This window comes from Geofilum sp. OHC36d9 (assembly GCF_052400685.1).
Classification (GTDB): Bacteria; Bacteroidota; Bacteroidia; order Bacteroidales; family Marinilabiliaceae; genus CAZHHH01.
Genome location: NZ_JBQTGJ010000003.1, coordinates 195224 through 211338, shown reverse-complemented (window position 1 = coordinate 211338; position 16115 = coordinate 195224). Strand labels below are relative to the sequence as shown.

Below are 16115 nucleotides of genomic sequence, written 5' to 3'. Positions count from 1 at the left end.
AAGTTTGATAAAATTTATAGAGAGATTGTCTGATAAAGGCAATCTTTTCTATTCTAAAAAGCAGCATAAATGGCAACCAATTTAAAAAATCTGTCTTCATACGATGAAAAGAGTGTCCCATCGGCTGAAAAGATGAAATTTGGCATTGTGGTGTCAGAGTGGAATCCTGCCATTACTGATGCCTTGTACAAAGGCGCCTACAACACGCTTCTAAAGCAAGGTGCCAAAGAAGAAAATATTCTAGTAGCCCATGTTCCCGGCAGTTTTGAACTTACAGCAGGTGCTCGCATTCTGGCAAAAAAAACTGATGTTGACGCTGTTATTTGTCTGGGGTGTGTTATTCAGGGCGATACGCCGCATTTCAATTATGTTTGCCAGGGTGTTACCCAGGGTATAACGCAATTAAATGTAAAATTTAAAATTCCATTTATATTTGGATTATTAACAACTCTGAATCAACAACAAGCAGAAGACAGAGCCGGTGGAAAGCTAGGAAACAAAGGAGATGAAGCAGCAATTACGGCGATAAAAATGGTTGATTTGAATTGCAGAATTAAAAAATAATTGTATTTTTGTGCAACGAAAATTCAGGGGGGGATACCAAAGCGGCCAACTGGGGCAGACTGTAAATCTGTTGTCTTACGACTTCGGAGGTTCGAATCCTCCTCCCCCCACGCTTAACAATAAGAATTATTATTTGCGGGAATAGCTCAGTTGATAGAGCATTAGCCTTCCAAGCTAAGGGTCGCGGGTTTGAGTCCCGTTTCCCGCTCAAAGAAAGAGAGATAGAAATTCTATCTCTCTTTCTATTTTCCGTCATCCAGACAAAAAGAAATTTGGTTCTGAAACAATCCCGGGCTTCAATTCGGTTTTTCTGTTATATCCCGTTATTTTAGTGTCGGATAAAAATCCCTTTTATTTAGTTCTGCTCGCATTCAAAACGGTGAGTTGCGTCAATAATTACCCTTTTTTACGGCTGTCTAAGCCTTGAATTGTAACTTTATAACTCAAACCCGGCCCTTTATAAACAGTCGCATTATTTTCCGTGAAATAATAAACAAAAGACAGGTCAAATCGTTGCTTTACATAAACGATTCTATTTCATGATCAAAAATTCAAAAAAAACAAGCATGTCATGCTACTAAACAGGCAGATATTTAGGTATCGCGACAAAATTATCATTGAAAAAATCATCTTTAGTGCACCTTATAAACAAGAAGTTGTTTTTCAAAACGGAGGCTGCTTCATGTACATCAAAGGTGAAGGTTCCAAACTGCTTTCAGTGGATGATAAAATTCAGGTAAAAAGTAGGGAAGCCGTTCTTCTTAAATGCGGCACCTACTTTTTAGATATGGTAAAAAACGTTGATGACGACGTATTGGAGGTTATTGCTTTTCATCTGTTTCCCGATATTTTAACGGATCTTTTCGCAGATCAAATACCGGAACTGATCGAAAAGAACACCCGTAATCCCGAAACACAAGTTATAATACCCAGTGACACTATTGCCCAATTTGTGGAATCATTAGAGTTTTATTTTAAAAATCCGACATTGGTCAGTGATAACTTGCTGGAATTAAAAATAAAGGAATTGATTCTTTTATTGGTTCAAACAAATAATGTAAAATCCATCATCGACTTACTTGCCGACCTATACTCAAGCAGGACTGTCAATCTACAGAAAACTATGACTTTACACATCTACTCCAATTTATCGATGAAAGAACTGGCCAAAATATGTAACCTCAGCCTGTCATCATTCAAGCGTGAATTTAAAAAAGCATTTAACGACAGTCCGGCCAATTACATACTTACTGAGAAGCTGAAAAAAGCCAAAAAACTTTTAGCCATATCTGATCTGCCCATAAATGAAATTGCTTACGAAACAGGATTTAATGATCCATTGTATTTTACACGACAATTTAAGAGTAAAACAGGCCTCTCTCCCACCAATTATCGCAAAATAAATGCTGTTGCGTAAAAAATATTTTGTTCTGTATTTTCAAAACTGAGACTGTCTTATAACTTTTTTGTATGGCGTTTGTTTCTGTTTTTATATCACTAAAATTGTGCCTGCAAGCAAAGTTCAATTTTGGCATTAGGCTGGTCCTCAATCTTGATCATTTTTATAGCATCAAAAAAAAAGCAGTTTCTTACTAACACAAAATAAAAGACAATGACCCGACAGCTCATAATCAGGAACTAATAATCCATTCAAAATCATTTGTTAACACTTAAGTTTGTATCCCTAATAATATAACTATTAACCATATCAGATTAAAAACATCAATTAATCTGACAGAAAATCATTTTATGGAAATATTTGAACGAAGAATCTATTTCTTAAAACTGTTATCAGAACACATCCTTATTTCTTTTGGCGCCCTGGCTATTACCACAATAGCCGGTATTGCACTGGGCATTTGGGTGTTTTATTCTTCCCGGTCGCGATCGCTGGTAATGCCAATCATCAATTTTTTGTATACCATTCCATCCATTGCCATGTTCGGTCTGCTGATACCACTGGTTGGCATCGGACTTAAAAATGCCCTTATTGTTTTGGTATTATACGGTTTGCTTCCAATGGTCAGGAATACGTTCACGGGATTAAACGAAGTACGGTCCGACATCGTGGAAGCAGCAGCAGGTATGGGCGCCACACGATACCAGATCTTTAAAGATGTTTATTTCCCATTGGCACTGCCTTCTATCGTCTCGGGGTTGCGCATTACCACTGTTATGCTGGTGGCCCTGACCGGATTGGCGGCACTAATAGGCGCCGGCGGTCTGGGACAGGCTATTTTCCGTGGACTAAATACCATGAACACCCCCATGATTGTAGCAGGCTCGCTGGGCATCTCTCTTTTTGCCATTTTAGGCGATCGGTTTGTGGGCGTTTTTGAAAATAAAATAGTCCGCATTGTCAGTCATAATGCCACCAAAAAGCAACGAATCAAAGTATGGATTAACATCGCGCTGCTGGCCATCGTGCTGATTTCCGCAGTGGCCAATACCAACCCATTTTCATCAACCAATAAAGAGACCGTAACCGTCGCTTCCAAGCCCACAGGCGAACAATTTATTTTGGGTGAGATAATGGCCCAGTTGATTGAAAATGAAACCGACTTACAAGTGATCCGGAAATTTGGCATTGGTGGTGGCACTACCAATATCCATCCGGCCTTGATGAACGGGAAACTGGATATGTATGTGGAATATACCGGAACCGGATGGATGAATGTGCTGAAAGAGAAATTGCCCGATGACAACCAGGTAAATTTCAAGGACATACAAGCCCTGTATCAGGATAAATTTCAGCTAAAATGGCTGGGGCTCCTTGGATTCAATAATACTTATGCACTGGCTATACCCGACAGTCTGGCCCGTAAGTTTAACATCAGCACCAGCTCCGATTTGGCACGTAACAGCGGCCACTTTAAATTTGGCGCCGAATTTGATTTCTTTGAGCGTCCCGATGGCTATCAGGGTCTGGTAAAAACCTACGGATTTAATTTCGCATCCATTCACGAAATGGATATTAACTTAAGATACAATGCCATTATTCAGGGCAAGGTAAATGCCATTGATGCGTTTACCACCGATGCCAAAATAGTAGCGCAAAACCTGAGAGTCCTGAAGGATGACTTGCACTACTTTCCAAGTTATGAAGCCGGAATCATTATTCGAATGGAAACCCTTGATAAACATCCTGAACTGGAGCCATTGCTAACCATGCTCAATGAAAAAATAAGCACCACTACCATGATGCAGATGAATTATGAGGTTGAAGTAGAAAACAAGGATCCTAAAGAAGTGGCTCAATCATTTATTGCAACGATTAAACAAGAAAACAAAGATGAATAATTCAGATAGCATTCATTTCGAGAAAGTCGATTTTTCATACGGCGAGCAAAAAATACTGCATGATCTCACTTTTACGGTTGATAAAGGCGAATTTGTTTGTCTCACGGGCAAGAGTGGCTGCGGAAAATCAACCTTGTTACGTTTAATAAACGGTCTGTTAAAGCGGCAAAACGGGCAAATAAAAGTGTTGGGTCAGGATATAGACAGCTGGGAGATACATCGCTTAAGAAGAGACATGGGATACGTACTGCAGGAAGGCGCCCTTTTCCCCCACCTCACTGCCCGCCAAAACATGTGTTACGGTATGAAACTGAATGGGTACAGCCATGAAAAGTGTGAGCAGCGAATCAATGAACTGCTGCCGCTGGTCAATTTAGACCCCGCTGTTTTAGATAAATTTCCGGATACGCTAAGTGGCGGACAGCGACAGCGCGTGGGAATTGTCAGAGCCATTGCGCATAATCCGGATATGGTGTTAATGGACGAACCATTCTCGGCACTGGATGCCGAAACCCGCAGAAACCTGCAGGACCTGGTTAAGAATATCCATCAAAAATTAAACACCACCTTTGTTATGGTGACCCACGATGAGGAAGAAGCCAAAAATCTGGGCACGAGGATTATACACATGGATGCCGGTAAAATAAAAACAATTAGTTAATCTTTGCAAGAAAAGGCCAAATACTGCGTTATTCTCGTTTTTGAAACAGTCATTTACGAAAAGTAAACGCCTTGATTTTTAGGATTTGACAAGCCTTGTATTTGAACTTTATATTTCAAACAGGTCGTTTACCGACAGACTTTAGTCAACAATAATTTAAAAAAACATTATTGCTTTAAACCAACAACTATGCACAAACTATTTATGGCATTGCTATGCCTTTTTGTTTTACAAAATACGGTCAAAGGACAAACATCTGCTAATAAAGATACACTTATTATAGGTGGCGCGTTCAGATATACCTATATGAACAACAGTTGGGACAAAACCCATCAAAAGACAGGAGGACGAGCCATTTTCGATGTTCTGATTTTAAGCGCAAAAGGACAACTAAAGGGAATTGATTTTGCCGTTGAAAACCGATATTATGCCGAATCGTATGGCGGATTTATGCTGCGTAACGGATATGTGGGCCTCCCGCTAACCAACAACTTAAAGCTTAAGCTGGGAATGCCCCGGACACCTTTTGGCATTATGCCGTTTACCAGCAACAGCTTCATGTTTAACATGCAGTATTATCTCGGTTTTGAAGATGATGCCGACATAGGCGCCCTATTGGAATACAGCAGAAATGAGTGGGAAGCTCAGCTTAGTTTTGCCAAAAATTCAGAAGATATTTTCAGCCAGAAAAACAATCGTTATGCTTACGACTTAAGCGGAAGCAATGAAGAAATAAATCAATTAACGGGAAGAACGGTTTATCATTTTGGAAGTTCAAAACAATCGCAAGTTGGTATTTCGGCACAGCTTGGGGGCATATACAATACCGACACCAAAACGGTTGGCAACAAATGGGCCGTGGCCGTTCATAGCGTGTTGACCAGGAACAACTGGGACTTTAAAGGCGAGGTGATGGCCTATGAATTTGCGGCCAAAGATACCGTGGCACGCAAGTATATTGATATGGGTGCTTTTGCGGCCGATTACCAGGTGGCCGACAAGGGCATCAGTTACAGTCTGGCGCTGGGGTATAAAATAAATGTTAACCATCTGCTTTTAAACGACATCAAATTTTATAACGATTTTTCGGCTCTGGAAAAGACCAATAAAGATTATGATGCGTCGTATATGAATGTTACCGGATTTATGATTCATACCGGGCCCATTTACATGCTGGTTGATTACGTCATTGCCAAAAACCATCCCTGGATAGGCTCCAATTATTCACAGGCACTGGCAAAGGGAGGCGATACCGAATGGAACAAACGCTTCAATATCAATCTGGGAATTTATTTTTAGCACAACGGCGACAATTATAGGTTAGTACCGGTCACCGCCCCGGGAACAAATACGAAAGCTCCATTTTTGGGGCTTTTGTTCGTTAATAATGAATCAATTTATTGGTCGTATATAATTCACAGTCCAATTTTCATTGAAATTCGTGTTTTTCATAATCTCTGTTGAACAATTCCCCGGTTCAGGGCAAACCAAGAATCAAATCTCATCTCATTACAGCCAAGTCTTGATCTTGTCACGGCGAAGTCCTGATCTCGCCGCAGCGAAGTCTTGATCTCGCCGCAGCGAAGTCTTGATCTCGCCGCAGCGAAGTCTTGATCTCGCCGCAGCGAAGTCTTGTTCTCGCCGCAACGAAGTCTTGATCTCGCCACAGCGAAGTCTTGATCTCGCCGCAACGAAGTCTTGATCTCGCCGCAGCGAAGTCTTGTTCTCGCCACAACGAAGTCTTGATCTCATCGCAACGAAGTCTTGATCTCGCCGCAACGAAGTCTTGATCTCGTTACAGCGAAGTCTTGTTCTCGCCGCAACGAAGTCTTGATCTCGCCGCAGCGAAGTCCTGATCTCGTTTTGGTCATAGGATGCCGGCACCAACTTCAACCAGCCAACCTTAAAACAGAAAAAGCCAGGCCCCCAATGGTGGCTTAGCTTTTTCTGTTTTTTATTGATCAATTTGCTGATATCAGGTTCGCCTTCACAAAAGACAACGCCTCATTCTGCAAAAAATTACTCCCACTCAATAGTTGCCGGTGGTTTTGAGCTGATGTCATACACAACCCGGTTAACGCCCCGCACCTTATTAATGATTTCGTTTGAAATGCGGCTTAAGAATTCATAGGGCAAATGAACCCAATCGGCCGTCATGCCATCGGTTGATTGAACAGCCCGTAAGGCAACCACGCTTTCGTAGGTACGCTCATCGCCCATCACGCCTACCGACTGAACGGGCAACAACATGGCCCCTGCCTGCCATACCTTATCGTATAAATCATTGGTTTTTAAACCTTCAACAAAAATATGATCAACCTCCTGAAGCAAAGTCACCTTTTCGGGCGTTATTTCGCCCAGAATGCGAATGGCCAAACCAGGACCGGGGAATGGGTGACGTCCCAGTATATTCATTGAAATATTAAGCTCTTTACCAACCCGTCGCACTTCATCTTTAAAAAGAAGTTTAAGCGGTTCAACCACTTTAAGGTTCATCTTTTTAGGTAAACCACCCACATTATGATGCGATTTGATGGTTACCGAAGGGCCGTTAACCGACACCGACTCGATAACATCAGGATATATGGTTCCCTGAGCCAACCATTTGACATTGTGTATTTTTTGAGCTTCAATATCAAAAACTTCAATGAAGGTGCCACCAATGATCTTACGCTTTGTTTCGGGATCGCTAACGCCATTTAACCCGTTCAGGAAACGATCCTTGGCATCCACCCCTATTACATTTAATCCCATGTGTTTATAGGAATCCAGAACGGTTTGGTATTCATTTTTCCGCAACAAACCGTTATCCACAAAGATGCAGGTAAGATTTTGTCCTATAGCCTGATGCAACAACATAGCTGCCACCGAACTATCAACGCCACCCGATAATCCCAAAACGACTTTATCGTTACCGATTTGAGCTCTTAAATCGTTTACAGTTGTTTCAATAAACGATGCCGGGCTCCAGTTCTGTTGGCAGCCACAAATATCAACCACAAAATTTTGAAGTATTTGAAGCCCTTGGGTGGTATGATACACTTCGGGGTGAAACTGAATGCCGAATATTTTAGATTCTGCCACATGGTAACCAGCTACTTCAACATCATGAGTACTGGCAATTATATCAAAACCTTTGGGTAACGACATAATTGTATCGCCATGCGACATCCACACCTGTGAACCGGTATCGACTTCCGAAAACAAAGGATTATCATGGTTAATATAGGCCAGGGTAGCTCGTCCGTACTCACGCGAATCGGACGCTTCAACAGAGCCACCTTTATATTGTGCCAAAAACTGAGCACCATAGCAAACCCCTAAAACCGGATATTTGTCTAAAAAGACACTGACATCAGGCACAGGTGCACCTTCCTCACGCACACTTGAAGGACTTCCGGAAAGGATAATACCCTTCACCGATTCGTCGAGAACCGGAATGGTATGATAAGGATGAATTTCACAATACACATTGATTTCCCTGACCCGTCGGGCAATGAGTTGCGTATATTGGGATCCGAAATCGAGAATGATGATTTTGTTCTGCATCTATCTGTTCTTAAAAATAGGTTACAAATGAATATCGGGTTATAAAAAATACAAGGGCAAAGATAGTCGAATTATAGCAAATGGCCGATGCCTTACCGGGGCGATTCATACGGAATCTCAAAGACAGACCCCTCTCTGGCCAGGCTGGTGTTTGGAAAAACGGCTTTCGCCTCTTCTTCAAATGGCGATAAATCGTAATACCTGGTACTGTAGTGACCTAATATAAGTTGCTTAACATTTGCTTTAACGGCAATCTCAGCTGCTTGTGAAGCGGTACTGTGATACGTTTTTTTTGCCAATACTTTTTGAGCTTCTAAAAAGGTTGATTCATGATAAAGTAAATCAACACCCTCTACAAGTGGAATGATTTTTTCAAAATAGGCGGTATCAGAGCAAAAAGCATAAGAGCGAGGCTTTGCAGCAGGCTTTGTTAAACGTTGATTTTGAACCACCTCACCCGAAGGTAAAACATAATCGGCCCCTTTCTTAATGGAAGGAATGGCTTTTACAGGCACTTCAAAAAAATCAATGGCATCACGCTTTATATGTAAATCGGATTGTTGCTCTCTAAAGAGAAAACCACAAGCCGGAATTCGATGACGTAATGGAATGGTTGTCACTGAAACTTTTGCATCTTCATAAATGACTTCACTCTCCACAGGATTGATGGCGTGAAAGATGACATTATAGGGCAAATCAGTGGCAAAATAGTCAAGCTGAGGCTGCATCATACGCTCCAAATCGGCATGGGCAAAAATGTGTAAATCGGCTTTACGGCCTAACAAACCAAACGTAGATATCAGACCAATAAGGCCAAAACAATGATCGCCATGCAAATGAGAAATAAAAATATGGTTGATTCGTGAGAATCCAATTTTATATTTACGCAATTGCATTTGCGTTCCTTCACCACAATCGATTAAAAAGAACCGCTCAGACACATTAAGTACCTGAGCGGTTGGATATCTTTCCGATGTTGGCAACGCTGAATTACTACCAAGAACTGTAACGGAAAATTGCATGCACTAATTAATTTGATTTCAAAGCATTACGCATCATTTCAATTCCGTCGTTAGTGGTTGGAGCAATGCTGATAACGGAATCGAGTTGCGATACCGTTATCAGTTTTTCAACAGCGGGTTGTAACCCGGCCAAAACAAAAGCACCTTCACTGTTTTTGCACAATCGATTGGCTACAAGGATGGCACTTAGGCCGGAAGAATCGCAATAATTACACTTACTCAGATCGAGAAGAATATTCTTCTCATTGTTACCAGCCAACAAAACCAATTCTGATTTAAGGGCGGGCGCAACCGAAGTGTCCAACTTCTCTTTAAGAAGTTGAACCATAACGAATCCATTCTGCTTTTCGATATTAAAATCCATTGTAAGACAATCTTAACTTAAACAATTAGGCCTTTTTTTCGTCGGCTTCCATTTGATCTTTCAAAGCAGCCAATTCAGAGATGTCACCAAGTGTGGTTTTCTCAAGATTGTCTTTGAGTTTTTTCACGTTTTTCTTGGTAGCTGCAGCAGCTTTTGCATGCTCTTTCTTAGCGGTTTGTTCTTCACCTCTTTTCTCATCTTCGAAGATGCGTGAGTGTGAAAGAATAATTCTCTTAGCGCCTTTGTTGAACTCAATGACTTTAAAGTTAAGTTTCTCTTCAACTTTAGCCTGAGTACCATCTTCTTTTACCAAATGACGAGGGGTTGCAAAACCTTCAACACCATAAGGCAAAGCTATTACAGCACCTTTATCAAATACGTCAACAATAGTACCTTCGTGAATTGAATCAACGGTGAAAATGGTTTCAAAAACATCCCATGGATTTTCTTCCAGTTGTTTGTGGCCAAGGCTCAAACGACGGTTTTCTTTATCGATGTCAAGAACAACCACTTCAATTTCAGCACCAATGGTCGTAAATTCAGCCGGATGTTTCACTTTCTTAGTCCATGATAAGTCTGAGATGTGAATCAATCCATCAATACCTTCTTCAATTTCTACAAACACACCAAAATTGGTGAAATTGCGAACTTTTGCAGAATGCTTGCTGCCGATCACATATTTCTTTTCGATATCATCCCAAGGATCAGCTTTCAGCTGTTTGATACCCAACGACATTTTTCTTTCGTCGCGGTCGAGCGTCAAAATGGTTGCTTCCACTTCATCGCCAACTTTCAGGAAGTCCTGAGCGCTACGTAAGTGCTGCGACCATGACATTTCGGATACGTGAATCAAACCTTCTACACCCGGTGCAATTTCAACGAAAGCACCATAGTCGGCCATCACAACAACTTTACCCTTAACAATATCGCCCACTTTAAGTTCCTGATTCAAGGCATCCCATGGATGTGGGGTTAATTGTTTCAAACCTAAAGCAATCCGTTTTTTCTCATCATCAAAATCAAGGATTACTACATTCAATTTCTGATCCAGTTGAACAATTTCTTCGGGATGAGAAACACGTCCCCATGACAGATCAGTAATGTGAATTAAGCCGTCAACACCACCCAGGTCGATAAATACACCGTATGAGGTAATATTTTTAACGGTTCCTTCAAGTACTTGTCCTTTCTCCAATTTGGAGATAATTTCTTTTTTCTGCTGTTCGAGTTCAGCTTCAATCAATGCTTTGTGTGAAACAACAACGTTTTTGAATTCAGGGTTAATTTTAACCACTTTAAATTCCATTGTTTTACCTACAAACACATCGTAGTCACGAATGGGTTTCACATCAATTTGTGATCCCGGAAGGAATGCTTCAATGCCAAATACATCTACAATCATACCACCTTTGGTACGGCATTTAATGTATCCTTTAATGACTTCATCTTTTTCCAAAGCTTCGTTTACCCTATCCCATGAACGCAATGCGCGTGCTTTTTTGTGAGAAAGAGCCAACTGGCCTTTTTTGTCTTCCTGACTTTCAACATACACTTCAACTGTGTCGCCTACTTTTAAGTCGCTATTGTAACGGAATTCGTTACGGCTTACAATACCATCAGATTTAAACCCGATATTGATAACCACTTCACGCTTGTTCATGGCGATAACCGTACCATCAATCACTTCTTTTTCAGAAATGGTAGACAGCGTTTGGTCATACATCTTTTCAAGATCTTCTTTTTTGGTACCTTCTAGAGCCAGATCGTTAGACTCATAGCTATCCCAGTCAAAATCAGCATTAGCCGTTTCAACTACTGTTTGCTGCCCTTTAGCAGCTGCTTTTTCGGTCTGAGCATTTTGTTGCTCCTGACCTTTTTCTTCTAATTCTGCCATTAATAATTAATTACAAAACTACTTGGTTAGACAATATATTACTTAAAAATTGCTGCAAAAATACGATATTAAGTTTAAATAAATATCAGAAAACCCGAAAAAGAGCAATATTTATTTACCAAAATTTATTTTCAATCAAAGTTTTACGTTATTACTTTTAAGATGAATGTAATATATCAATTTTCATTTCACTAGTCAATTCATTTTAGGCATGTCATTAAAATAGTGTTTGTCTATAAAGTCAACTTCTGCGTTACGCTTGTCATAAAAACAGTCATTTACGAAAAGTAAACGCCTTGACTTTTATGATTTTGCAAGCTTTGGATTTGAACTTTATATTTCAAACACTTAGTTTATGGACAGACTCTAAATAGAGTCTGTCTATAAAGTCCAACTTCTGCGTTACGCTTGCTCTCAAAATGGTCATTTACGGAAGTAAACTCACATTTTTCGAGCTGCGCAAGCCTTGAATTTGAACTTGATAGCTCAAACTCCCGACTTTATGGACAGGCACTAAATAAGGTTCGTTTAAAAAACACGACTTCGGCACTGAGCTTGCTCAAAAAATGGCCTTTTACACCAGTAAACCAGTTTTTTCGGAGCGACACAAGTATTCAATCAGTATATTTTAGTGTCTGGCACTTGAGCTTTCTTGCTGATACTACATTATAATAAACCAATTATTAGCGCATAAATGCCTCTGAACTGCGATGCGTCAATAAAGCATCTTTAAATCACAACCTGGCTTTGGCGAAAATGTTTAAAACCAACCATCTCGACGTTAATTCATTATGAATAAAAACAGGCGCAGCGCTCCAAGTCCACTCTGGTTCGAACATGGGGAAAAATTACGGCAAAGTATATTAAGTTAACAGATAAAGCCTTACTTTTGGGTTTAAATTGAAAGCAAAAACGAAAGACAATCAACTAATGAAAAGAATACTGATAACTGGTGGCGCCGGTTTTATTGGCTCACATTTATGCGACAGGTTGATTAACGAAGGCAATGAAGTCATCTGTTTAGACAATTACTTCACCGGCAGTAAAAGTAACATAGTGCATCTGCTAAATAATCCGTACTTCGAATTAATACGTCATGATGTGACGCATCCTTTTTTTGTTGAAGTCGACGAAATTTATAATCTGGCCTGCCCGGCTTCACCGGTTCATTATCAGTATAACTCCATAAAAACCATAAAAACGTCGGTAATGGGTGCTATAAATATGCTTGGTCTGGCCAAACGTATTAAGGCTAAAATATTGCAGGCATCTACCAGCGAAGTTTATGGTGATCCTGATATTCATCCACAACCGGAAAGCTATTGGGGGAAAGTCAATCCCATCGGCATCCGTTCCTGCTACGATGAAGGAAAACGCTGTGCTGAAAGTCTCTTTTTGAATTACCACCGCCAGAACAATGTCAATATAAAAGTGATACGGATATTCAATACGTATGGTCCACGAATGAACCCCAACGATGGTCGTGTTGTCTCAAACTTTATTGTACAGGCTCTGAAAGGAGAACCAATTACTATTTTTGGCAACGGAATGCAAACCAGGAGTTTTCAGTATGTTGACGATTTATTGGAAGGAATGATTCGTATGATGCAAACGGACAACTCGTTTACTGGTCCTATTAATATAGGTAATCCAAACGAATTTTCGATGATTGAGCTGGCCAAGGAAATACTGGATATTACCGGCTCATCTTCAAAAATTGAATACAAACCATTGCCCGAAGATGATCCTACGCAACGACAGCCTGATATTTCTTTGGCAAAAGAAAAGCTCAATGGCTGGGAACCAAAAATTCAATTAAGGGAAGGTTTGATAAAGACCATTCACTATTTTGATCAACTTTTGCAGCAATCATAAGCTTTTATTTAAAGCAATGTTATGCTTTAAGACTCGGGATTAATGTTTGTTTTTTAGCAATCATGAGTTTCGATGCTGTTCTAACAAAATAATTTCTAAACAGATGAAACGAACCATAATAAAGTATTTCTCTCATAGGGAAATATCTTTGCGGCGAGTTTCATGTGACCATTAAAATAAAAATTATAGACATATGAAGGGTATTATATTAGCCGGCGGCTCAGGTACACGACTGTATCCTGCCACCAAAAGTATTTCTAAACAAATAATTCCGGTATATGACAAACCAATGATATATTACCCCTTATCGGTGCTGATGCTGGCCGGCATAAGAGAAATACTCATCATTTCAACACCAACCGATTTACCACTTTACAAGCGGTTGTTCGGTGATGGCTCTGACTGGGGCTTAACGCTGTCGTACGCAGAACAGCCCTCGCCCGACGGTTTGGCCCAGGCTTTTCTTATCGGCGAAGCATTTGTGGATAACAGTCCCGTTTGTCTTATTCTTGGAGACAACATATTTTATGGCTTCGATTTTAGCAAAACACTTCGCGAAGCCAGTGAACTGACCAATGGCGCCTTAGTTTTCGGCTATTATGTAAACGATCCTGAACGCTATGGTGTGGCTGAGTTCGATAAAAACGGCCGCGTGCTAAGTTTGGAAGAGAAACCTTTGCAACCCAAAAGTAAATATGCGGTTACCGGACTCTATTTTTATGGTCCTGATGTCGTCGAAAAAGCTAAATCACTAAAACCAAGCAAACGCGGTGAACTTGAAATAACCGACTTAAATAAACTATATCTTGAAGAAGATAAACTGCATGTCAAATTGATGGGACGAGGCATGGCCTGGCTCGACACCGGAACACATGACAGCTTATTGCAGGCATCCAACTTTATTTCAACAATAGAGAAAAGACAAGGCCTGAAAATTGCCTGTATAGAGGAAATTGCCTATAAAAAAGGGTGGATCGATAAAACAACGTTGTTACGCCTGGCACAACCCCTACAAAAAAATGAGTATGGCAAATATCTGAAAGCCATTGCTGATGAAGATATTCAAGATATAAAAAACCAATTATAACATTATATAAAGCCAGGTAAAATGAAGGTACAAACCACGCCCATACCGGGACTTCTTATCATCCAGCCAAATGTATATGGCGACAGCCGGGGTTATTTTTTTGAGGCCTATAATGAATCCGTATACCGGGAAGCCGGTATATGCCAAAAGTTTATCCAGGACAACGTTTCATTGTCATGTAAAAACACGATTCGTGGTCTCCATTACCAACTGGCCCCATTTGCGCAAGCCAAACTGGTTCAGGTGCTAAAAGGCCGGGTTTTGGATGTTGCTGTTGATCTAAGGCAAAACTCACCAACCTACGGACAACACTATGCCGTAGAGTTATCGGATGAAAATCATTATCAGTATTTTATTCCCCGTGGGTTTGCTCATGGATTTAGCGTTTTGAGTGATGAAGCCACTTTTCATTACAAATGTGATAATCCCTATAATAAGGAATCAGAAAGAGGACTCAATTTTAATGATCCAACGTTGAACATCGACTGGAAAGTCCCTTCCGAAAAAATTATCATGTCTCCTAAAGACGAGGTTCTGCCCGGCTTTAACGAAGCTGATATGAATTTTTTCTTTGCAGAGGATTAAAATGTATCACCTAAAACACGGTAATTTCAACCTTTACATTATGAAACGAGCATGAGAGTGGTCTCTCACAAAGGGGAATGATTATCCCGGCGAGTTCCATGTGGCAAAAACAAACAAATTATAAACAGATGAAACGAGCCATGAGAGCGAATTCTCATAAAAGGACGATTATCCCGGCGAGTTCCATGTGACCTTAAAAATCAAATTATAAACACATGAAACGACCATGATATAAGAATTCTCACTTAAAGGATGATTATTTCCACGGGAGTTCCATGTGACCTTAAAAATCAAATTATAAACACATGAAAGTATTAATCATTGGTGGCGAAGGACAATTGGGAAGCTCATTGAGCCAACAAATACAAAATGAAACATTTGCCCAGTTTGAAATAACCACCATGAATGAATTGGATTTGAGCAAAGAAGAAAATATTAAAGAATTCTTTGAACACACCGATTTCAATTATGTGGTAAACTGTACGGCCTATACCGCTGTTGACAAAGCCGAAAGCGATCGTGTTATGGCACGGTTAATCAACGCAAAGGCCATTCAATGGATTGGACGACATGCAGCCGAAAAAAAAGCAGGCGTTATTCATGTTTCAACCGATTATGTTTTTAGTGGAGAGGGCAATACCCCCCTATCACCACGCGAACCGGTAAATCCGACATCGGTTTATGGTACTACCAAAGCTGAAGGAGAACAACTGCTGGCAATGGAAAATAACCAAAGTATTATAATACGTACCTCCTGGTTGTATTCGGAGTATGGTAATAATTTCATGAAAACCATGCTTAAACTGGGCAGCGAAAAGGAGACAATCAATGTGGTTTACGATCAGATTGGTACGCCAACCTATGCCGGTGATTTGGCCGCCGCAATTCTGCATATATTGCGAAAAACAGCTGCCGACGCTCAAAATTTTGTGCCGGGTATATACCACTATTCAAACGAAGGTGTGTGTAGTTGGTACGACTTTGCCAGTATGATTTTTAAAATTAAAGGCTTAAATTGTTTCATCAATCCTGTTCTGTCCGATGCGTTTCCGTCAGTGGCAAAACGCCCTGTCTATTCGGTTTTGGACAAGAAAAAAATACGGCAACAATTTGGGCTGACCGTCCCCTTTTGGGTCAACAGTCTCGAAAATTGCATTAAAAACATTTAACACGAACACAAATAATCAATATCTTTTCAAGGACCGATAATACTA

General features: G+C 40.4%; 13 protein-coding genes and 2 tRNA genes. 11 read left to right on the top strand and 4 right to left on the bottom strand.

Features of this window, described 5'->3' with window-relative positions; all coding sequences use genetic code 11:
• Positions 1-69 precede the first annotated feature (69 nt).
• The 7 genes from ribH to ACT3CD_RS05735 all read left to right on the top strand — a co-directional run bounded on the left by ribH (position 70) and on the right by ACT3CD_RS05735 (position 5824).
• Complete coding sequence (gene ribH, locus ACT3CD_RS05765; protein ID WP_444643793.1) at positions 70-564, top strand: 6,7-dimethyl-8-ribityllumazine synthase; 495 nt, start codon at positions 70-72, stop codon at positions 562-564.
• Positions 565-591: 27 nt separating this feature from the next.
• A tRNA-Tyr gene (locus ACT3CD_RS05760) sits at positions 592-674 on the top strand.
• 25 nt (positions 675-699) lie between these two features.
• Positions 700-772: transfer RNA gene (locus tag ACT3CD_RS05755), tRNA-Gly, on the top strand.
• 363 nt (positions 773-1135) lie between these two features.
• Complete coding sequence (locus ACT3CD_RS05750; protein ID WP_444643791.1) at positions 1136-1981, top strand: helix-turn-helix domain-containing protein; 846 nt, start codon at positions 1136-1138, stop codon at positions 1979-1981.
• A gap of 332 nt (positions 1982-2313) precedes the next feature.
• Complete coding sequence (locus ACT3CD_RS05745; protein WP_444643789.1) at positions 2314-3864, top strand: ABC transporter permease/substrate-binding protein; 1551 nt, start codon at positions 2314-2316, stop codon at positions 3862-3864.
• A complete protein-coding gene (locus ACT3CD_RS05740) occupies positions 3857-4525 on the top strand; it encodes an ATP-binding cassette domain-containing protein (RefSeq protein WP_444643787.1) in 669 nt (222 codons plus the stop codon). Before ACT3CD_RS05745 ends, ACT3CD_RS05740 begins: the two co-directional genes overlap by 8 nt.
• 189 nt (positions 4526-4714) lie before the next feature.
• Positions 4715-5824, top strand: a complete 1110-nt coding sequence (locus tag ACT3CD_RS05735; RefSeq protein ID WP_444643785.1) for a hypothetical protein — start codon at positions 4715-4717, stop codon at positions 5822-5824.
• Between the two features lie 720 nt (positions 5825-6544).
• On the opposite strand, the gene guaA is transcribed toward ACT3CD_RS05735, so the two are convergent.
• The 4 genes from guaA to rpsA form a co-directional block, all read right to left on the bottom strand.
• Positions 6545-8074, bottom strand: a complete 1530-nt coding sequence (gene guaA / locus ACT3CD_RS05730; protein ID WP_444643783.1) for a glutamine-hydrolyzing GMP synthase — start codon at positions 8072-8074, stop codon at positions 6545-6547.
• 92 nt (positions 8075-8166) lie between these two features.
• Entirely contained in the window at positions 8167-9096 is a 930-nt protein-coding gene (locus ACT3CD_RS05725) for a ribonuclease Z (RefSeq protein WP_444643782.1), read from the bottom strand.
• 7 nt (positions 9097-9103) lie between these two features.
• Entirely contained in the window at positions 9104-9460 is a 357-nt protein-coding gene (locus tag ACT3CD_RS05720; RefSeq protein ID WP_444643780.1) for an STAS domain-containing protein, read from the bottom strand.
• Between the two features lie 25 nt (positions 9461-9485).
• Positions 9486-11354 carry a 30S ribosomal protein S1 gene (gene rpsA / locus ACT3CD_RS05715; RefSeq protein ID WP_444643778.1) on the bottom strand — a complete coding sequence of 623 codons (1869 nt, stop codon included), beginning with the start codon at positions 11352-11354 and terminating at the stop codon, positions 9486-9488.
• 930 nt (positions 11355-12284) lie between these two features.
• Between rpsA and ACT3CD_RS05710 the strand changes: the two genes are divergently transcribed.
• From ACT3CD_RS05710 to rfbD, 4 genes are all read left to right on the top strand, one after another.
• Positions 12285-13229: a UDP-glucuronic acid decarboxylase family protein gene (locus tag ACT3CD_RS05710; protein WP_444643777.1), complete on the top strand. Its 945-nt coding sequence runs from the start codon at positions 12285-12287 to the stop codon at positions 13227-13229.
• A gap of 193 nt (positions 13230-13422) precedes the next feature.
• Entirely contained in the window at positions 13423-14316 is an 894-nt protein-coding gene (gene rfbA, locus ACT3CD_RS05705) for a glucose-1-phosphate thymidylyltransferase RfbA (protein ID WP_444643775.1), read from the top strand.
• 21 nt (positions 14317-14337) lie between these two features.
• A complete protein-coding gene (gene rfbC, locus ACT3CD_RS05700; protein ID WP_444643774.1) occupies positions 14338-14901 on the top strand; it encodes a dTDP-4-dehydrorhamnose 3,5-epimerase in 564 nt (187 codons plus the stop codon).
• 305 nt (positions 14902-15206) lie between these two features.
• The gene (rfbD, locus tag ACT3CD_RS05695; protein WP_444643772.1) at positions 15207-16070 is read left to right on the top strand and encodes a dTDP-4-dehydrorhamnose reductase; all 864 of its coding nucleotides are present in this window, start codon (positions 15207-15209) and stop codon (positions 16068-16070) included.
• The last annotated feature ends 45 nt before the right edge of the window (positions 16071-16115 follow it).